Annotated in this window: 13 protein-coding genes; 12 read left to right on the forward strand and 1 reads right to left on the reverse strand. The window is 60.5% G+C overall.

The features are described 5' to 3' along the window. The first annotated feature begins 239 nt into the window (after positions 1 to 239). The 9 genes from ACFOTD_RS24805 (at position 240) to rsgA (ending at position 15,285) form a co-directional block, all read left to right on the forward strand. Positions 240 to 2,249 (forward strand): beta-galactosidase, encoded by a 2,010-nt coding sequence (locus ACFOTD_RS24805; protein WP_378122629.1) that lies wholly within the window; start codon positions 240 to 242, stop codon positions 2,247 to 2,249. Positions 2,250 to 2,392: 143 nt separating this feature from the next. Beyond that, positions 2,393 to 3,370, forward strand: a complete 978-nt coding sequence (locus tag ACFOTD_RS24810) for an ABC transporter permease (protein WP_378122630.1) — start codon at positions 2,393 to 2,395, stop codon at positions 3,368 to 3,370. A 34-nt stretch (positions 3,371 to 3,404) separates the two neighbouring features. Next, positions 3,405 to 4,286: a carbohydrate ABC transporter permease gene (locus tag ACFOTD_RS24815; RefSeq protein WP_378122631.1), complete on the forward strand. Its 882-nt coding sequence runs from the start codon at positions 3,405 to 3,407 to the stop codon at positions 4,284 to 4,286. A 65-nt stretch (positions 4,287 to 4,351) separates the two neighbouring features. After that, positions 4,352 to 6,109, forward strand: coding sequence for an extracellular solute-binding protein (locus ACFOTD_RS24820; RefSeq protein WP_378122632.1), 1,758 nt, complete (start codon positions 4,352 to 4,354; stop codon positions 6,107 to 6,109). 158 nt (positions 6,110 to 6,267) lie between these two features. Further along, positions 6,268 to 8,049 (forward strand): sensor histidine kinase, encoded by a 1,782-nt coding sequence (locus ACFOTD_RS24825; protein WP_378122633.1) that lies wholly within the window; start codon positions 6,268 to 6,270, stop codon positions 8,047 to 8,049. Beyond that, complete coding sequence (locus ACFOTD_RS24830) at positions 8,042 to 9,664, forward strand: response regulator transcription factor (protein ID WP_378122634.1); 1,623 nt, start codon at positions 8,042 to 8,044, stop codon at positions 9,662 to 9,664. The genes ACFOTD_RS24825 and ACFOTD_RS24830 overlap by 8 nt, the downstream gene beginning before the upstream one ends. Before the next feature lie 36 nt (positions 9,665 to 9,700). Beyond that, positions 9,701 to 12,136 carry an alpha-L-rhamnosidase-related protein gene (locus ACFOTD_RS24835; protein WP_378122635.1) on the forward strand — a complete coding sequence of 812 codons (2,436 nt, stop codon included), beginning with the start codon at positions 9,701 to 9,703 and terminating at the stop codon, positions 12,134 to 12,136. Beyond that, a complete protein-coding gene (locus ACFOTD_RS24840; protein ID WP_378122636.1) occupies positions 12,133 to 13,752 on the forward strand; it encodes a beta-galactosidase in 1,620 nt (539 codons plus the stop codon). Before ACFOTD_RS24835 ends, ACFOTD_RS24840 begins: the two co-directional genes overlap by 4 nt. Before the next feature lie 408 nt (positions 13,753 to 14,160). After that, on the forward strand, positions 14,161 to 15,285 hold the full coding sequence (gene rsgA / locus ACFOTD_RS24845; protein WP_378122637.1) for a ribosome small subunit-dependent GTPase A: 1,125 nt from the start codon (positions 14,161 to 14,163) through the stop codon (positions 15,283 to 15,285). Positions 15,286 to 15,956: 671 nt separating this feature from the next. On the opposite strand, the gene ACFOTD_RS24850 is transcribed toward rsgA, so the two are convergent. Beyond that, positions 15,957 to 16,826, reverse strand: coding sequence for an AraC family transcriptional regulator (locus ACFOTD_RS24850; protein WP_378122638.1), 870 nt, complete (start codon positions 16,824 to 16,826; stop codon positions 15,957 to 15,959). Positions 16,827 to 16,951: 125 nt separating this feature from the next. On the opposite strand from ACFOTD_RS24850, the gene ACFOTD_RS24855 reads away from it, so the two are divergent. The 3 genes from ACFOTD_RS24855 (at position 16,952) to ACFOTD_RS24865 (ending at position 20,300) form a co-directional block, all read left to right on the forward strand. Then, a complete protein-coding gene (locus ACFOTD_RS24855; protein ID WP_378122639.1) occupies positions 16,952 to 18,022 on the forward strand; it encodes a Gfo/Idh/MocA family protein in 1,071 nt (356 codons plus the stop codon). Between the two features lie 158 nt (positions 18,023 to 18,180). Then, complete coding sequence (locus ACFOTD_RS24860) at positions 18,181 to 19,143, forward strand: sugar phosphate isomerase/epimerase family protein (protein ID WP_378122640.1); 963 nt, start codon at positions 18,181 to 18,183, stop codon at positions 19,141 to 19,143. A gap of 23 nt (positions 19,144 to 19,166) precedes the next feature. Beyond that, complete coding sequence (locus ACFOTD_RS24865) at positions 19,167 to 20,300, forward strand: Gfo/Idh/MocA family protein (RefSeq protein ID WP_378122675.1); 1,134 nt, start codon at positions 19,167 to 19,169, stop codon at positions 20,298 to 20,300. The last annotated feature ends 425 nt before the right edge of the window (positions 20,301 to 20,725 follow it).

Genomic DNA, 20,725 nt, shown 5'->3' on the forward strand with positions numbered 1-20,725 from the left:
CGGATAGCTGACTCGATGGGATAGTGGAACGAAGCGCAGAAACCGGCTGGCTGACTCGATGGGATAATGGGATGAAGCGTGGAAATAGAGTGTGGTATTTTACTTGTGTAAAAAAATGGGATTTATGATTGGCTACAGTATCCTCTCCCCTAACTTGGCGGGCTAATTCCTCTGATTCCTCCGGTGTCCGCTGCGGCGTCGCGCGCTGATAATAGAAGGAACCGGAGGGAGGGTGTGCCATGTTATATGGCGTTTGTTATTATCCGGAGCATTGGCCGAAGGCGCGTTGGGCGATGGATGCGGCGCTTATGCGAGAAGCGGGCGTCAATGTCGTGCGGATCGCGGAGTTTGCCTGGTCGAAAATGGAGCCGCGCCCTGGCGAATACGATTGGTCGTGGTTGGACGAGATCATCGGCTTGCTCGAAGCGCATGGCATTCAAGCGGTGCTTGGAACGCCTACCGCAACGCCGCCCAAGTGGCTCATGGACCGCAATCCGGATTTGTACATGAGGGACGATAAGGGTCATGCGAGGGGCTTCGGCAACCGCCGTCATTATTGCTACAACCATGCCGGATACCGGCGAATGAGCGCCGATATCGTGGAGCGAATGGCGAAGCGGTACGGCAGGCACGACAATATCGTCGCCTGGCAGATCGACAATGAGTTCGGCTGCACGGATACGATTCGATGCTACTGCGACAATTGCCGCGGGGCTTTTCAAAGATGGCTGAAAAACAAGTACGGCGATATCGGCACGTTAAACGAAGCGTGGGGAACGGTATTTTGGAGTCATGTCTACAACGATTGGGAAGAGATCGTACTGCCGGCATATACGGTGTTCCCGATGCATAATCCCGGACTTCATCTGGATTATATGCGCTTTGCTTCCGACTCGGTCGCCGAGTACCAGCAGGTGCAGGCCGACATCCTGCGGCGAGAGTCGCCGGACAAACCGATCACGCACAACTTCATGGGTTACTTTGCAGAGGTTGACGCTTACAAGCTGGCGTCGCAGCTTGACTTTGCGTCATGGGACAACTATCCGAATCTGCACTTCGACGAGAAGGCGGATCCGCTTAACCCGGCCGTTCAGCACGATATGACCTGGGGGCTGAAGCGTCAGCCGTTCTGGGTTATGGAGCAGCAGAGCGGCTCGCCCGGCGGAAACTTCATCTTTGCGATGCCGAAGCCCGGCGAGCTTCGAAGGTGGACATACCAGGCCGTTGCGCACGGCGCGGACGCCATTGTTTATTTCCGGTGGCGGACGTGCTTGTTCGGGGCCGAGCAGTACTGGCACGGTTTGCTGCCCCATGACGGCATCCCGGGACGAAGATACGAAGAGGCCAAACAAACGGGCGCAGAGCTGCAGCGGCTGTCCGGCAGATGGCTTGGCGCAGGTTCGGGCGCGGAGGTCGCCATCCTGAGGTCGTACGACAACGAATGGACGATGGACATCCAGCCGCAGTCTTTTGGCCATCGATATATGGCGCACTTCAAGACGTATTGCAGATACTTCTACGAGCGGCATATACCGGCGGACATCGTGGCGCCGGACGCGCCGCTCGGGTCCTATCGCCTTGTCGTCGCCCCGCACGAAATGCTGACGCATCCGGCGGGGGCCGAGGCGCTCTACAAGTATGCTAAAGCCGGCGGTACGGTCGTCCTGGACTTCCGGGCGGGCATTAAGCGACCCGACAATCGGATGGAGGAGCGGACGATCCCGGGCGCGTACAGACAATTGCTCGGACTTCGCGTGGCCGATTACGGATCGCTGCGGCAAGCGGACGCGCGCGCGGTCACGCTCGAACAAGGGGAGGTCGCTCCGGAAGGTTTCGCGGGACGCGTTTGGTACGACATTCTTGCGCTCGAAGGCGCGGAGGCAATAGCCTGGTACGCGGACGATTTTTTCGCGGATACGCCTGCGGCTACCCGGCATGCGTACGGGAACGGAACCGCCTATTACTTGGCCACGGAGCCGACGCCGGCTCTGATGACGGCGCTGATGGATCGGATCTGCGCGGGGGCAGGCGTGATGCCGATCCAAGGTATTACTGCGCCGGAAGGCGTAGAGATCGCGCGCAGAAGAAACGGCGAAAAAGAATATATTTTCGTCCTCAACCATAACGAGCAGCCATCGCAACTCGCGCTTGCCGAGCCAATGGACGAGCTGATCGCGGGCATCATGGAGGACGGAGAAATTTTGCTTGAAGCGAATGGAATTCGAGTCTACGAGCGGCCGATCGGCTAGCGATTAACTTGCTGCCCGAGTTGATCCGGCCTTTCGTTTGAGGGGTGAAGGAAGCGGATCAGGCGGGTTGTTGGCTCATGCAACCGAGCGCATAATCAGATTATAAGCAGCAGACAGATCAGGCAAGAAAGAGGGATCAAGAGATGGCCGATAACGCGAAAAGCCTTGTCCCGTCTCAGGCAGAGGCAATCCGGCAGAAGCCTCGGCGCAAGCAAAGCCTGGGCGCATTGATCGCAAGCCAGCATCAATTGCTGATCATGTCCATTCCGTTCGTACTGATCGTCATTTTGTTCTCCTACGTCCCGCTGTGGGGCTGGATCATGGCGTTTCAAAAGTACACGCTGGGAAAAGGCATCCTGCACAGTCCGTTCGCGGGGCTGGACAACTTCAAGCTGCTGTTCAAGGACCAGCAGTTCTACCACGTGCTCCGCAATACGCTCGTCATGGGCGTGCTCAATCTGGTCGTCTCGTTCGCAGGCGCCATCGCGCTCGCGCTGCTGCTGAACGAGGTCAGGGCGCGATTTTTCAAACGGACGATCCAGACCATTACGTACATTCCCCACTTCGTGTCCTGGGTGGTCATCGCCAACATCGTCACGCAGCTGCTGTCCCCGGACGGCGGAACGCTCAACCAGATGCTCGTCCAGATCGGCATACTGAACGACCCTTACTACTTTATGTCCAACCCGAAGCTGTTCTGGCTCATCCATACGATCGCCAACCTGTGGAAGGAAGTCGGATGGAACACGATCATCTACCTGGCCATACTGGGCGGGCTTAATCCGGAGCATTACGAAGCCGCGGAAGTGGACGGCGCGAGCCGCTGGGCGAAAATGCGCTACATCTCGATTCCCGGGCTGATGCCGACGGCGATCCTGCTGCTCATCATCTCGGTCGGCTGGATCATCCAGAGCGGGTACGAGTCGCAGTTTTTGCTCGGCAACGCGATGACGATCGATTATTCGGAGGTGCTCGATCTGTACGCGCTCCGGTATTCGCAGCAAATCGGCGATTATTCGTACGGCGTGGCGATCAGCATGTTCAAATCCGTCGTCAGCGTGCTGATGGTGCTGGGCGTCAATTACCTGGCCCGCAAGACCAATCAAAGCCGGCTGTTCTAACGGCGGCCGGCGGCAAGGAAGGAGATGCGAACTCATGAACCGCGCCCGCGGCGACTACGCGTTCAGCACCATCAATTACGTTTTTCTCGCATTGCTCGGATTCGCCACGGTGTTTCCTTTTCTTAATTTGCTCGCGATCTCGCTGAACGACACGCTTGACACGATGCGCGGCGGCATCTACTTCTTGCCGCGGAAGTGGACGCTGCTGAACTACGAAATTATCTTTCGCGAGAACGGCCTTCTGATGGCGGGCGTGCGCTCGGTCATTCGGACGCTGCTCGGCACGGCGCTCGGGCTGTTCTGTACGACGCTACTCGCTTATGCGCTCAGCCGAAAGGAATTTTTTCTCCGCAAACAGCTGAATGTCGTCCTCGTCCTCACGATGTACGTCAACGGCGGCCTCATTCCGACCTATCTGCTCATCCGCAACCTGCATCTGATGAATCATTTTGCCGTTTACATTTTGCCATTGCTCATCAGCGTCTACAACGTCATCATCATGCGAAGCTACTTCGAGCAGCTTCCCGACGGCATCACGGAGTCGGCGAAAATCGACGGCGCGAGCGACTTCCAGGTTTTGTTCCGCATCGTGCTCCAGATCAGCCTGCCGGTGCTGTCCACGATCGCCCTTTTTATCGCGGTCATGCACTGGAACTCCTGGTTCGACAACTATTTGTACGCCAGCCGCAATCATAATTTAAGCCTGCTGCAGTACACGCTCCAGAAGGTGCTGATCCAGTCGGCCAACGAGATCGTCAGCGACAACGGGCATGCCAACGTCCAGGCGATCCGCAACAATCCGGAGTCGATCCGGGCGGCGATCACGATGGTGGTCACGCTGCCGATCCTGTTCGTTTACCCGTTTCTGCAGAAGTACTTCGTCAAAGGAATTACGATTGGCGCTATGAAAGAATAGCGGTATCATACGGGAGAACCCTTCCGTTGATATATAATTTCACACATAGATTGAGAGGGTGTCCTATGACAATGGTCAAACGGAAATACGGCTTCGCGCTCGGCACCTCGGTGGTCCTGCTCGCAGGTCTCGCCACGGGCTGCTCGGGCAACGACAATGAAGGCGCCTCGCCTTCCGCCAGCCCATCTGAAAGCGCTCCCGCTTCAAGCTCGGCTGCCTCGTCCGGCTCAGCATCGGACAGCCCAGCCTCGGCCAGCGCCGCGCCGACGCAGGATCTGACGCCGGTCACCTACACGATCAACACGACGGACGACAAGCTTAACTGGGAATCGCCGATCACGAAGAAGCTGACCGAGAAAACCGGCGTCAGCTTGAAATACGACCTGACCGTAGGCGATCAGTTTCAAAAGTGGGATTTGTGGCTGGCTTCGAACGATTATCCCGACATTATCTCGCTTGATCCCAAGTACACGCAAAAGTACAAGGACGCCGGCGCGATCATCCCGTTAAACGATCTCATCGATCAATACGGTCCGCATATCAAGGAGAAGTTCGGCAAGTATTACAACCTATTGAAGGACAAGGACGGCAAAATCTACGCCCTTTACAACGTCAATGCCAGCCAGGAGGCCTCGCCGGACGCCACGGGCAGCTTCATCATCCAGCAGGATGTGCTGAAGGAGGCCGGTTACCCGCAGGTCAAGACGCTCGACCAGCTGTACGAACTCATCAAGACTTACAAGGAAAAGCATCCGAAGGTCGACGGCAAGGACACGATCGGCTTTGCGGCCGCGATGCTGAGCTATACGATGAACATTTCCTTCAACAATCCGATCGTCAGCTCCAACGGCTGGCCGGACAACGGCAACTTTAAGGTACAGGACAATGGGGACGTCAATTACATTCCCGTGACCGAGGATGCCAAGAGCTATTACAAATTCCTTAACAAGCTTTACCGCGACGGCTTGTTCGACAAAGAAGCGTTCTCGCTGGACAGCATTCAGGGAAAAATCTCTCAAGGCCGCGTGATCGCCGCTTATGCGCCGGGCTGGTTCCTCGGGGACTCGGAGAAGGCGCTGCGCGCCGCAGGCAAGCCGGGCAGCACGTACGCGCATTTGCCGATCTATGCGAACGAGAACGTCGACGACCACTCCAACGCCATGACGCCGACGGCCGGCGGGGGGCTATCCTGGACGATCAGCGCCGGCGCCAAACATCCGGAACGCGTCATTCAGTTCATCGACTATCTGTTCTCCGACGAAGGGCAAGTGCTGACGCAGTGGGGCATCGAAGGCGAAGATTATACGGTACAAGGCGGCAAGAGAACGGTGGCGGACGGCTTGCTCGCGCAGCGCAGCTCGGATCCCGACGTGGACTACAAGCGCGGCTTCAAGAGCACGGGCACGGGCGGATCGCCCTGGTTCGGCATCGGCAACGGCGCCAAGCTCGCCGACGGCGACTACGCGACGCCGCTCACCAAGGATTCCGTCGTGCAGACGTACGACGAGACGACAAAGGCGACGTTGGCCGCATACGGCAAGCAGGTCTGGGCGGACTTCCTGCCGCCGGTCAACTTCGTGCCGGGCTATCTGTGGCAGCTCACGCCGCCGGAGAGCGTCAAGGTGCAGCAGCAGAAGATCGACGACGCATGGCGCAAAAATCTGCCGAAGATCGTGATGAGCAAGAGCGACGACGAGTTCGAGAGCGCTTGGACGACGATGGTCGGTTCGATCCAGAAGAACGGACTCGACGACATGAACAACGCGTATACGCAGCTGTGGGCGGATTTTAACGCGACGTACGAGAGCACGATCGGGGGATGAGCTTCTGACCCGTTAACGCAGGAGGGCACCTCGCAAGTCAATGGCCGAGCTGCAGCCAAAAAAGCAGGATTTACTCCTTGTCTGGCAAGACGGGCAAGGAGTATTATCTTTACCAAGAAAGGGCTTGCAAAAGCCCGGTAAGCCGGGAGCGGCGACGCATGAAAATTCGGACCAAGCTCATTCTCGCCAACCTGTTCATCGTTCTGTTTCTGCTGGGATCGGTGACCTATTTGCTCGTGCAGCGAAGCAGCGCGCTCGTCTACGAGCGGGTCATCGAGAATGCTTCCCTGTCGCTGTCGCAGGTGGCCAACAATCTCGACAACAAGCTCGAATCCTACGAATTGATTCCCAACACGCTTTTCCTGAACAACACGATCGACAGCATTCTGGAAACGCGGTATGACGATTACAAGGACGCATACGACGACTACGCCGAATATTACCAGCCTTTCATCTCGGCCGTGCGCACGACGCGCGACGTCGCTCATCTCAATCTGTATACGACGAACGACACGTTTCTGTTCGGCGACATTCTGCTCATCGACGACGACGTCAAAAAGTCGGACTGGTACCCGAAGGTCATAGGCGGCAGGTCCGGCGGCTATTGGACCGGTCCGTATGCGCTCATCGGGGAAAATCAGGCCGTCATCAGCTACCGCAAGCGGCTCAACAACTATGTGAACGATTCGCTCAAGATCGTATCGCTCGAGATCAAGCAGCAGGTGCTCTACGATCTCATTAACGAGGAGGGCAAGAGCAAGCGTTATCTGTTCGCCATGGCGGACGGCACGGTCATGATGGATAGCGATCGAAGCCGGCCGAAGCCGCTCGCCAGGCTTCAGGACTTGCCCTTCTTTTCGAAAATCGAGGGCCTGGACGGCAGCTTCCGTTATGAAATGGACGGGGAGCTCTATGAGATCGTGTACCGGTCGCTTAGCTCCCGCAACGTCGTCAAGGGCATGAAGGTGCTCACCTTTATCCCGGTGACGCAGCTGCAGCCCAAGCTCGAGCAGCTGCGGTCGCTCGCGATTTTGTTGTTTCTGCTTGCCTTCGTCATCTCCGGCTTGCTGATCTCCGCCATCTCCGTCGGCATGACCCGCCGTCTGTCGGAGCTCGCGTCCAAGATGAAGCGAATCCATAAGGATAACTTCCAGAACTTCGTCGAGGTCCGGGGCAAGGATGAGGTCGCGCAGCTCGGCGAAATGTTCAACGTCATGGTCCGCCGCGTGGGGACGCTGATTCAGGAGGTGTACCAATCGGAGATCGACCGCAAGGGGCAGGAGCTGCGGACGAAGGAGGTCGAGCTGTACGCGCTGCAGACGCAGATCAATCCGCATTTCCTTTTCAACGTGCTCAACATGATCCGCGGCAAGCTGCTGATCGTCGGCGAGCGGGATACCGCGAAGGTCGTCGGCCTGCTGGCGAAGTCGTTCCGCATGATGCTGAAGAGCGGCGGCCAGACGGTCGCGCTGTCCGAGGAGCTGGAGTTCGTCGATAGCTACCTGCAGATTCAGCAGTACAGGTTCGGTCACAAGTTCACGTACCGGATCGACGTGCCCGACGAAGCGAGGGACGCGCGGTTGCCGAAGCTCAGCCTGCAGCCGCTCGTCGAAAACGCGATTACGCACGGCATCGAGCTCAGTCCGAACGAATGCCGGATCTGGATCGACGGCGAGGTCGTCTCCGGCGCGCTGCGGCTCGTCGTGGGAGACGACGGCCTCGGGATGACGCCGGAGCGGTTGGCCGAGGTGGAGCGTTCTCTCGCGGAGGATGCGCTGAGCAGCGATTCGCATATCGGGCTGCGCAACGTTCACGCGAGGCTTAAAGCGAGATACGGCGACGACAACGGTCTCGCAATTGAGTCGGCGCCGGGGACAGGGGTTACCGTGCGCCTGGTCATTCCGCTTACGCACAGGGAGGAGGGGGAGCGCGATGTATAGCGTATTGATCGTTGACGACGAGCCGCTCGCCCGCCAGTCGCTCCGCTATCTGATCGACTGGAAATCGCTCGGCTACCGGATCGCCGCGGAGGCGGCCGACGGGGCCGAAGCGCTCGCGGTCATGAAGGCGCAGCCGATCTCGCTCGTGCTGACAGACATCCGGATGCCGGTCATGAACGGTCTTGCGTTCGTGGAGCGGCTGCGGGAATTTTCCGATGCGGCCGTCGTAATCTTGAGCGGCTACGACGATTTCGAGTATGCGCGTCAGGGCATGAAGATGGGCGTCAAGGACTATCTGCTGAAGCCGGTCGACGAAGACGACCTGGAGGCGCTGCTCCGCCGCGTCTCGTCGGAGCTCGCCGCCCGAAGCCGGCAGGACCGCCGGCAGCATCTTGGCGAGTCGCTGCAGCGGGAGCTGCTGCTGCGACGTTGGACGCAAGGACAGGCTGACGCGGATGAGCTGGAGGCGCTGCGCGACCTGCTGCCCTGGAAGGAGCGGGGCGGCTCGTACGCCTGCCTGCTGATCGAGATGGACTTCGTCTATGGCGGCGCGGCGTTGTCGGAGCGGGACATCGCGCTGAAGCGGTTTGCCGTGCAAAATATCGCCGAAGAGGTCTGCATGGGCGTCGGTTCGCTGTTCGAGGCTAGCGAGGACCGATATGGCATCGTGCTCCGGGTGGCGGAAGCGGACCGGGTGGCAGGTGCGGATCGGGTGGCGGAAGCGGATCGAACGTCGGAGGCGCTGGCGGCTCGCATCGCCGAATCGGTCGCGCTCTACGCGAAGGAGACGGTGAGCGTGGGCGTCGGGCACGCGGTGGCGGATCCGGCGCGCGCGGCCGAGTCCTACGCGGCGGCCGAGGAAGCGTTGGCCGCCAAGTTTTTGCAAGGCGGCGCCGCGGTGCTGCGCCGGCTGGAGCCGCCGGCGGAAGGCGGCGACGCGCAAGGTCGCCCGGCGGAGCCGGTCAAAGCGTTCATGGCGCAGCTCGAACGCGTGCTCGCGGCGGTGCGCAGCCAGGATCGCGCCGCGACGGAGCAGGCGCTCGCGAGCATGCGCCGGTCGCTGCCGCACAGCGGCCTGAGCGCCGGCGCGATGCGGACGGCGATATTGTACGCGCTTGTTCAGCTGCATCAGCTGCTGAAGGAGCAGGGCGCCGACCCGAGCCCGCTGTTCGCGCGCGAGATCGGCGATTACGGGCGCGTCATGACGTCCAGGACCGCGGACGAGCTGCTTCGGTTCGCCGAGGGCAAATATATCGGCGTGCTCGAGCAGCTGGCGCGGATGCGCGCCGTCAAGCCGAACCGGGTGATCGCGGAGGCGAAGGCGATGATCGAAGCGCATTACGGCGAGAACCTCAGCTTAAGGAGCATTGCGGACCGCGTGTTTCTGAACCCGAATCATCTCGGCAAACTGTTCAAGTCCGTAACCGGCCTGTCTTTTAACGATTATCTGCTGCAGGTCCGGATGGCGCATGCCAAGCGCATGCTGCGCGAGACGGATTTAAAAGTTTACGAGATTGCGTCAAGCGTAGGCTATACTGAACTGGACTGGTTTTACAAGCGCTTTAAAGCGTTCACCGGGGTGAGCGCAGGCGAATATCGGGCAGGAGCGGGATGAGGGAAGTCGCCGCGCCTGCGGAAAAGAGGGGATCGCATGGACGAACTTAGAGAATGGCGGGCTGGCTGGATCTGGCCCAAGTCGCTGCGCGGAGAGTTGGAAGGGGGCGTGCGTCAGCAGCGGGCGCTGTTCCGGCGCGAATTCCAGGTGCCGGAGGAAGGGGCCGGACTGAAGCTGGACGTGTCCGCGGACAGCAAATTCCGGCTTTATCTGAACGGCAACCTGATCGCGAGGGGACCGATCAAAGGCGATGTCTGGGCGCAGTATTACGATTCGCTCGACGTGGGCGATAAGCTCGTGCCGGGCGCCAACGTGCTCGCGGCGGAGGTCGTGCATTATCCCCGTCTGGCGGGCATGCCGGGCGCGGAGGTCGGTCCGGCGTCCGAAGGGCGGGCGGATTATGGCGGCTTGTGGATTCAGGGCGCGCTGGAGGACGAAGCCGGCAGGGAATTGACGCGGCTCGACTCGGACGACCGCTGGATGGCGCTGCCGCTGCGGGCCGTCCGAATCGGACCGGAGGTCGGGACGCTGTTCGTCGGCGGCACGGAGGAAGTGCGCGGCGACCTGCTGCCGGCGGGCTGGCGGGAGGCGGGCTTCGACGACGCGTCCTGGGAACGGCCGGTCGCGACGGAGCCGCTTGACCGGCTATACGGCCAGGTCAGCCCCTGGCAGTTGGCGGCGAGTCCGATCCCCCGCATGCGCGAGACGCCGAGGGCGTTCGCGCGCGTGATACGAAGCGGGGATTTGCCGGCAGCGCAAGGCGTACCGGCGGGCGGAGCACACGGTGGTGGCACTGCGGCGGCGCTGCCGTTTCCGCTTGAGCTGGCGCCGGGTCAATCAGCCTGGGCGGAGCTCGATGCCGGGCTGATGACGACCGGCTACGTGCGGCTGGCTGTCGCCGGCGGCGCGGGAGCGCGGGTCTCGCTGCTGTATTCGGAAGCGTACGAATACGAGAATCCCGCGGATCACGGCGGCAACCGCCGCGGCGTGCGCGACGATCCCGCGGACAAGTTGCTGCGCGGCAACGAGGATGCGTACTTGCCTGGCGGCGCCGGTACGCCGGACGACCCGGAGGTCTACGAGCCCATGGGAAGGCGGGCGTTTCGCTTCGTGCGCTTGTCCGTGCAGGCCGCAGACGCGCCGCTGACGGTCGTTGACCTCAGCTATGCGGAGACGGGATATCCATTGGATGCCGTCTCGCAAGTGGAGACGTCCGATCCATTGTCCGGCGAGCTGTGGGATATCAGCTTGAATACGCTGCGCCGCTGCATGCAGGATACGTACGAGGACACGCCGTATTACGAGCAAATGCAGTACGTTATGGATGCCAAGTCGCAGGCGCTGTTCACCTACGCCGTCAGTGCAGACGATCGCCTGGCGCGCAAGACGATTCACGATTTTCACAGCTCGCTGACGCCTTCGGGTCTGATTCAAAGCCGGTATCCTTCGGTGAACGGGCAGTTTATTCCCGGCTTCGCGCTGTACTGGGTTATGATGGTGCACGATCATTACCGTCACTTCGGCGACAATGCGCTCGTGCGCAGATACCTGTCGACGGCGGACGCCATAGTCGGCTGGTTCGACCGGCGGATCGGGAAAGACGGCCTGGTCGGACCTATGCCCGAAGCCTATTGGTCGTTCGTCGACTGGGTGACGGAGTGGAACGCGACTGCCGGAGCGCCGCCTGCCAAGGTGCAGGGCCCGCTCACCGTCTACAACCTAATGTACGCGGCCGCGCTTCGCGAAGCGGCGGATCTGAACGCATGGTCGGGCCGCGGCGACACGGCGGCCGAGTATAGGCAGCGCGCGGAGGCCGTGCTAGGGGCCGTTCGCCGGACTTGCTTCGACGAAGCGGAGCAACTGTACCGGGACGGCCCGCAGGTCGCGCAGTTCAGCCAGCATACGCAGATTTGGGCCGTGCTCGCGGATGCCGTCCAAGGCGGGGAAGCCCGCGAATTGCTGGAGCGGATGCTGGCGCGGACCGACCTGCCGAAGGCGTCGTTCTCGATGGCGCATTATTTGTTCCGGGCGGCGGCCAAGACGGGGCTGTACGGTTATGCCGACGCTCTTTGGCAGCCATGGCGGGAGCAGGTCGGCCTGCATCTGACCGCCTGGGTCGAGGATCCCGTGCAGCAGCGCAGCGATTGCCACGGCTGGGGCGCGCTGCCGTTGTACGAATACGTCGCCGAGACGCTCGGCGTTCAGCCGGAGGAGCCGGGTTATCGCACCGTCCGGGTCGCGCCGCGCACGGGCGGACTGACCTGGGCGAGCGGCGAGGCGAAGACGCCTGCGGGTCTCGTTAAAGTTTCGTGGAGGCTGTACGAAACGAACGGGAGAACGCGGTTCGCGCTGAACGGCGAAGCGCCGGAAGGCGTTCCGGTCGTCGTCGTGCTGCCCGACGGCACACAGCACGTGCCGGGCGGTCCGGTTTTCGCATATGAATGCGGCTTAGAGGAGGAGGCGACGGCGTGAAGCTGGCAACCGCTTATTACCCGGATTATCATCCGCAGGAGGAATGGGCGAGGGACTTCCGGCTGATACGGGAGGCGGGCATCGAATGCATCCGCATCGCGGAGTTCGCCTGGGCGAAGATGGAGCCGGAGGACGGCGTCTACGATTGGGGCTGGCTGGACGACAGCATCAGGGCGGCCGAGGCGCACGGGCTGTGGGTCATGCTGTGCACGCCGACCGCGACGCCGCCGGTCTGGCTCACCGAGCGTTACCCGGACGTGCTGCCCGTCGGCAAGAACGGAAGGACGATCGCCCACGGCGCAAGGCAGCAGCGCTGCTACAGCTCGGATGCCTATAAGAGGTACTCTCTGCGGATCGTAGATGAGATGGGCAAGCGCTACGGCGGCGATCCGGCAGTCATCGGCTGGCAGATCGACAACGAGTTCGGCGGAGAGACGAAATACGACTACGGCGACGCGTCCAAAAAAGCATTCCAAGCTTATTTGGAAGAGGAGTTCGGGGACATAGGCGTCCTTAACGAGCGCTGGGGCACCGCTTTCTGGTCGCAAACGTATCAGCGCTTCGATCAGATCCGGCTGCCTGCGCCGATCGACTGCGACGTCATGATGTGGCCGCACCCGAGCCTGGAGCTGGCGTTCCGCCGATTTTCCTCCAAGGCGATGACGGATTTCCACCGGAGCCAGGTCAAGACGCTCCGCCGCTATACGAAGGCGCCGATCACGACGAACGCCTTTATGTTCAACTGGGGGGACAACGTGGACTGGGCGAAGCTGTTCGCCTGCAGCGACGTCGTCGGCATCGATATTTACAGCAGCGACGAGGAGGAGATCGCCTTCTACGCGGACGCCTGCCGGTCGCTGTTGAACCGCCCGTTCTGGGTGATGGAGTACGGCACGGGAAGCGCGGCGCTGCCGGCCGAGATGGACCTGATGCGTTCGCGCGGCTGCGAATGGTTCAGCCTGTTCAAGTTCCGCGTGTTTCCGTGGGGGCAGGAGCAGGAAACGGCAAAGGGCGCGCTGCTGGCCGTCACCGGGGACCCGCTGCCGGGGTACGGCGCGGTCAAACGCTGGGCGGACTCCCGCGACGCCACGCCGGAACCGCTGCAGGTACAAGACTCCGGCATCGGCGTGTACTACGATTTCGAATGCGCCTGGGCCTACCAGATCTCGAAAGCCGATCCGGCCGACTACTTCAAATACGTTCACCGAACCGTTTACGGGAGCGTCTTCAGCAAGAGTTCTTCGGTAAGCGTCCTGTTCGAACCGGCGGCGATCGCAGGCGTCCGCAAGCTGCTGCTGCCGCTGCAAATTCTGCACGACGACGCGCTGGAGGAGGCGCTGATCGCCTTCGTCAAGGGAGGCGGCCATCTGGTGGCCACCTCCGACCTTTTCCGGCGTAATCGCGACAATGTCTATTTAAGCAAGGTGCCGGCGATTTTCCGTGAGGTGCTCGGCTGGGTGGACAGCCGCTTCATTGACGATGTACCGGAGCTTGAAGCATCGCCGAATCCCGTACTGGCGGAGCGCGCGTACGGGCTGGGGCGCATGACGGTCGTCAGAAGGGAGCTGGACCGCGAAGGCTGGGCAGCCCTGGCCAAGCCGGGCGTCCAAGCATGAGTTCGCGATTGACATTTTGTTTCTTGAATGCTTATAATATGAACCATCTATGAGAAGGAGGCTGATGTTATATGTTGAGCGTAGCGCCGATTGTGCTGCCGTCCGTCGCGTATGCATCGGTCTCGAACGGAGCCGGCTTGGGAGACTAAGCCTTTTTTCGGCCATCATGGCCGGCTGCCGCGGAGACCGACAGGTCCCCGCGGTTTTTTGTTGCGCGGAAACCCTTCGCTTGAGCGGTCGCTTTGACTGCGTGTGCAGCTTGAGCACGACGATTGGCGTCGCGCTTGGTCGTGCTTGGAGAGGGGATTCCGTCCGGCCGCAGGGGGACCTGCGGCTTTTTGTGTTTTTTAAATTGTCTACCGTTTGATCAAAAACGAAAATTAAACCATTAAAGGGGTTATCGACCGAATGAACGAACAAACAAAAACCGCTTGGCCGGAAATGGAGATTTACGGCTGGGACGAGTCGCGGGACAAGGAATATGCGGCGCTGCCGCCGATGGGAAAAAAACTGGCGCCCGCGCGAATCGTCGCCCAGTTCAGCCATCAGTACCGCATCGCGACGCCATGGGGAGAACGGCTGGCAGAGGTGTCCGGCAAGTTTGCTTATACGGCGGCGACGCCGGGAGATTATCCGGCTGTGGGAGACTGGGTGGCCGCCGAGCTGCCGGACGGTGATTCGCACGCCGTCGTCCACGCGCTGCTGGCGAGACGGACGGCGATCTTGCGGCGGGCGGCGGGCAGCCGTCCGGACGAGCAGATCATCGGCGCGAATCTCGATACGGTGTTTATCGTTGTCTCGCTGAACGAGGATTGGAATCTGCGCCGCATCGAACGCTATCTGATCGCCGTGCGCGAGGGCGGCGCGAAGCCGGTGCTGCTGCTGACGAAGGCGGATCTATGCGAGGAGCCGGAACGGTATGTCCGGGAAGCGAGTGGGATTGCGCCGGGGGTGCCGGTCTTCCCGGTCAGCGCGCTGCTGGATCAAGGACGGGAAGCGCTGGCTCCGTATCTGGCACCGGGCACGACGGTGGGCGCGACGGGCTCGTCCGGCGTAGGAAAGTCCACGCTGCTCAACTGGCTGGCGGGCGAACGCCGGCAAGCGGTGCAAAGCATTCGCGAGGACGACGCCCGAGGCCGTCATACGACGACGCATCGCGAACTGTTCGTGTTGCCCTCGGGCGTCGTATGGCTCGACACGCCGGGCATGCGGGAGCTGCAGCTATGGGAATCGGAGGACGGCTGGCAGGCGACGTTTTCCGATATCGAAGCGCTGGCTTCGTCGTGCCGTTTCCGCGATTGCCGGCACGAGGCCGAGCAGGGCTGCGCCGTGCGGGAGGCGCTGGATGGAGGCGCGCTCGATCCGGCGCGCTACGCGAACTACCGCAAGACCGAGCGGGAGCTGGCGCGTCTCGCGCAGAAGGAGCAGCGCGCCGGCAAGCGGCTCGCCAAGGAAGCGGGAGCGCGCGGCGGCAAGCCGGCGCCGGGCGGCACGAAGCAGAAACGCGTGCGCGTTTACGAGGACGAGAATTAAAAATGGAAATGGGAAAGCGGTTGGCAGGCCCGGCAAACGAAGGACAGAATGGTTGCGGGAAACAGGGGAACGCGGAGCGGGACAGCGGACAGCAGACAGCGGACACCGGACACCGGACACCGGACACCGGACACCGGACACCGGACACCGGACACCGGACACCGGAAGCGCTATTTCGTAAATATTGATCGAATTGCGATCGTTTCGGACCGTAAGGAAGTTATTAACTAGGTTACGGGCTAAACAGGCCAACAAGCTTCGGGGTTCTCTAGTGTCACCTGGAAATGAAGCGCGTTATCTCCGTACTGGTGTTTTCAAAAGTTTGGCGGTCTAAAAAACCTGCATTTGTACATGTATTTTCTGCCGACGCGCGACACGTGATGAAATGCCTGCAAATATGCAGGTAAATGCAAAGCGCAAGCCGGAAATCGGGCTAATGAAGGGAAATAACTGCACTTTGACATTTATTTTGTCCAAGCGGGTCGACATCGGCATAAAAGGATGTATATTTGCAGGCATTAAGGCGAAAGAACGACGCGAGGAGGACATACGCGGGGCTATGCGATCGGCTGTCGGATGAGCCGACGGCAGCCGTTCCGCGCGACTCCAGTTCCGGATACCCGCCAAACTTAAAAAACCGTCAGGGCGATCTACCCCTGACGGTTTCTCGATTATCTGCCCCAGGCCAGCATCTTGCGCTGGAACTCCTTGGGCGAACAGTTATTGAATCGCTTGAACATCTTGTAGAAATGCGCCATGTTCGGCATGCCGATGCGGTCCCCGACCTCGCTGACGCTGAGATCGCGGGTGAGCAGCAGCTGCTCGGCGGTCTTGATCTTGCGGAAGTTGACGTATTCGGTGAACGAGATGCCCATCGACTTTTTAAAAAACTTCACGAAATAATAATAGCTCATATTCGCCAGCCGGCAGGCATCCTCTACGGTGACGCGTCCGGTAATGCCGGACTCCACGTAGTCGAGCACGGGCCGGAGCCGGATGCGTTCGACGCGGTCCTGGCCCGCGAGGAGCCCCATTTTATCGTGACGGATCATGACGAGCAGAATTTTTTTGATCAGCAGATTGACCGCGAGCTCGTAGCCCGCTTCCTTCCGCCGGGCTTCTTCGTAGATCTCCGCGATGCAGGTCGCCGCCTCGCGTCGCGCGACAGCGTTTTCCTTGAACAGGTAGTTCATGGCGCTCAGCGGGACCTTGGTCTCGTTGAAGTACTGCAGATACGAGATCGTGCTCTGGTCGAAAAAGGACTGGAGATCGAACTGCAGCACAAGATACTGCACCTGGGAGTCTCCGTAGCTCCGGTCGCGGTGAAGCTGCGAGCTGCCCAGCACGACGACGTCGCCTTCCCGCATGACATGCGTCTCGCCGTTGACTTCGACGTCGAGACGGCCGCTCTGAACGAGCAGCAGCTCGCACTCCGGGTGGTGATGCCAGCCGTAGAGCAGATCGGCCTGGCGCATCGCCTGCCATACCTTGATCGAGAGCAGCGGATTCTCGTATTCGATTTTCTCCTGTCTTGCCTGCATGCCGGGTGGCCTCCCTGACCAAAATCGCATAACGACCGCGCACCATTGCACATGGGAATCCGTTAGATGAATGATATACTTGAATTGTAGTTCTATCAGCGCGAACATTCAAGGAGGACAACCTTTTGAGTCAAGTGCACGTGGGCATGATCGGCTGCGGAGGCATCGCCTTCGGCAAGCATCTGCCGTCGCTCGCCAAGATTCCCGAAGCTAAAATAACCGCGTTTTTCGACGTATCCCAAGAGCGGGCGCACGACGCCAAGAACAAGTACGGCACGCCGGACGCGCGCGTCTACGACAATGTGCAGGCGCTGCTCCACGATCCCGACGTCCATGTCGTGCACGTGTGCACGCCGAACGATACGCATGCCGAGATCTCGATCGCCGCGATGGAAGCGGGCAAGCACGTGCTCTGCGAAAAGCCGATGGCCAAGACGTCCGCCGACGCCCAGCGTATGCTTGAAGTGTCCGAGCGCACCGGCCGCAAGCTGAGCATCGCCTACCAGAACCGCTATCGCGCCGACAGCCGCTGGCTGTACGCCGCCTGCCGCGGCGGCGAGCTCGGAGAGGTCTATCTCGCCAAGGCGCATGCGGTCCGCCGCCGCGCGGTGCCGACCTGGGGCGTGTTCCTCGATCTGGAGAAGCAGGGCGGAGGCCCGCTGATCGACATCGGCACGCACGCGCTCGATCTGGCGCTGTGGATGATGGACAACTACGAGCCCAAGACCGTGCTCGGGACGACCTACCGCAAGCTAGCCGAGCAAGGCAGTCCTGCCAATGCTTGGGGCAACTGGAATCCGGAGGCGTTCACCGTCGAGGATTCGGCATTCGCGATGATCACGATGAAAAGCGGCGCGACCGTATGGGTCGAATCGAGCTGGGCGCTCAACACGCTTGACGTGGACGAGGCCAAGGTGACGCTGCACGGCTCCAAGGCCGGCGCGGACATGAAGGGCGGCCTGCGCGTCAACGGAGAGGAACACGGCCAGCTTTACACCAAGGAGATTCTGCTCGGCAATCAGTTCGATCCGTCGATGCCGAGCGACTCCGCCGAGCGCGAGGCGCGCGCCTGGATCGACGCCATCCTGAACGATCAAGCGCCGGTCGTCACCGCCCGCCAAGGCTACGTGGTGCAGCAGATTCTCGAAGCGATCTACGAATCCGCGAACAAGGGACAAGCGATCTCCTTCTCTTAAGCCCCGCTTTAGCATCAAGTTTAACCGCGTCGCCGGAAGTCATCTCCGTTTTCCCGCAAAACGGAGATGACTTCCGGCGACCGTTCCTGTAAACTAAGTTTGCTGGATAAACAAAGACTGCAAGGACCTCTAATTTTGAAAGGTTGGGTGAAGCGCTCGTGAAATTGGGAGTATTTCTCGTATTGTTCGGCCAGCAGGACCTCGAATCCGCGCTGGATACGGCCAAAGCGGCCGGTCTCGAAGCCGTAGAACTCGGCTGCGGCGGTTTTCCAGGCACCTCGCACGTTAACGCGCGGGAAGTGCTGAATGACGAAGCCGCGATTGCGCGCATTAAAAATGCGGTCGATTCCCGCGGCATGACGATCAGCGCGCTGAGCGTGCACGGCAATCCGTTGCACCCCGATGCAAGCGTTGCCAAGTCCGATCACGAAGACTTCGTCGCTACCGTCCAACTGGCTGAAAAACTGGGCGTCGACACCGTCATCACGTTCTCCGGCTGCCCTGGCGAATCGGAGAATTCCAAATATCCGTCCTGGGTTACCTGCCCTTGGCCGCCGGACTTCCTCACCGTGCTCGAGTGGCAGTGGAACGAAATCGCGATTCCTTATTGGAAAGAGCAATCCGCGTTCTGCCGCAAGCACGGCGTGCGCGTCGCCATCGAATCCCACCCGGGCTTCCTCGTCTACAATACCGAGACCGCGCTGCGCCTCCGCCGCGAAGCCGGCGACAATATCGGCGTCAACTTCGATCCGTCCCACCTGTTCTGGCAGGGCATGGATCCGATCGAGTGCGTAAAGGCGCTCAGCGATTCGATCTTCCACGTGCATGCCAAGGACACGAAGATCGACGCGCGCAACACCGCGCTCAACGGCGTGCTCGACACGAAGCACTATGGCGACATCTTGAACCGTTCGTTCGTCTTCCGCACGGTCGGCTACGGCCATGACGACGAGTTCTGGAAAAATCTCGTCAGCACGCTGCGCCTGGTCGGCTACGACGGCGTCATCAGCATCGAGCACGAGGACGGCATCATGAGCGTGAACGAAGGCTTCACCAAAGCCGCGGGCTTCCTGAACGGCCTCATTCTCAAGGAAAGCGCGGGTGAAATGTGGTGGGCGTAAACAAAAAAACGTTGAACGTCGGCATGGTCGGCTACAAGTTCATGGGCAAAGCGCACAGTCATGCGTACAAGGACGTCGGCATGTTCTTCGATCTCGAAGCGCCGGTCGTCATGAAGGCGATCTGCGGACGGGACGAGCATGGCGTCAAGGAAGCTGCGGACAAGTTCGGCTGGGAAAGCTATGAGACCGACTGGCGCAAGCTGGTTGCGCGCGACGATATCGACTTCATCGACATCAACGCGCCGAGCGACGCGCACAAGGAGATCGCGCTGGCTGCCATCGAAGCGGGCAAGCATGTCTTCTGCGAAAAGCCGCTGGCGCTGAACCTGGCCGACGCGCGCGAAATGCTCGCCGCCGCCGACAAAGCGGGCGTCAAGCATGCCATCTGCTTCAACTACCGCTTCCTGCCGGCCGTACAACTGGCCAAGCAGATCATCGAGAGCGGCAAGCTCGGCGAGATCCATCACTACCGCGCGACCTACCTGCAAGACTGGCTGGTCGATCCCGAAGCGCCGCTCGCCTGGCGCCTCAAGAAGGAAGTCGCCGGTTCCGGCACGCACGGCGACCTGAACGCGCACAGCATCGACCTCGCCCGCTTCCTGATCGGCGAGTTCGACCGCGTCGTCGGCCACAGCCGGACGTTCGTGAAGCAGCGTCCGATCCCGTCGTCGACCTCCGGCTTGTCCGGCACGGGCACGTCTGAGATGGGCGAAGTGACCGTAGACGACGCCACCGGCTTCCTGGCCGACTTCAAGAACGGCGCGATGGGCGTATTTATCGCCACGCGCTTCGCGGCTGGCCGCAAAAACCATAACACGTTCGAAATTCACGGCAGCAAGGGTACCCTGCGCTGGGATCTGGAGCGTCTGAACGAGCTCGAGGTTTACTTCCGCGAGGACGAGCCCGAGCTGGCGGGCTTCCGCACGATCCTGGCGACCGATCCGTCGCACAAATACGCAGCCAACTGGTGGCCGACCGGTCACATCATCGGCTACGAGCACGGCTTCGTGCACATCGTGTACGAATTCCTGCAACATATGGCGACCGGTTCGCCGTTCGCGCCGACGTTCCTGGACGGCGTACGCTGCCAAGAGGTGCTCGAAGCGGTCGATCTGTCGATCGAGCGCGGCGCCTGGGTCGGCATCGAAGAAGTATAAGATCGTCCCGGCGGCATCCCGCTCGCCGGCCCAAGCAATCCCTCGGCTCTTTTGAAGCCGGGGGATTGTTTTTTTGCAAGTTGTTCCATTATCCCATCGGCTCAGGCGAGAAGGGCGTCATCGATAGTCATCGATAGTCATCGATAGTCATCGATGGTCATCGAAGGTCATCCATGGTCATCGAAGGTTATCCATGGTCGTCGAAGGTCATTGACGGTCACCGAACGCCGATAAATGAGACGAAATTGCGTATGTCATCCCTTTCAAATAAATGGTAGTATCAGGATGTTGCTTCAATCGCATTGCCGTTTAAGCCGCGGCATTTTTTGCATAGGATAACACCGGAAATAGTAGGATCCACCCTGTAGGCCGTTTCCAAAACATCTGATAATAGAGGATATCATGGGGAGCAAAGGGAGGTTGTC

This window comes from Cohnella sp. GCM10012308 (assembly GCF_042649185.1).
In the GTDB taxonomy this organism is placed as follows: domain Bacteria; phylum Bacillota; class Bacilli; order Paenibacillales; family Paenibacillaceae; genus Cohnella.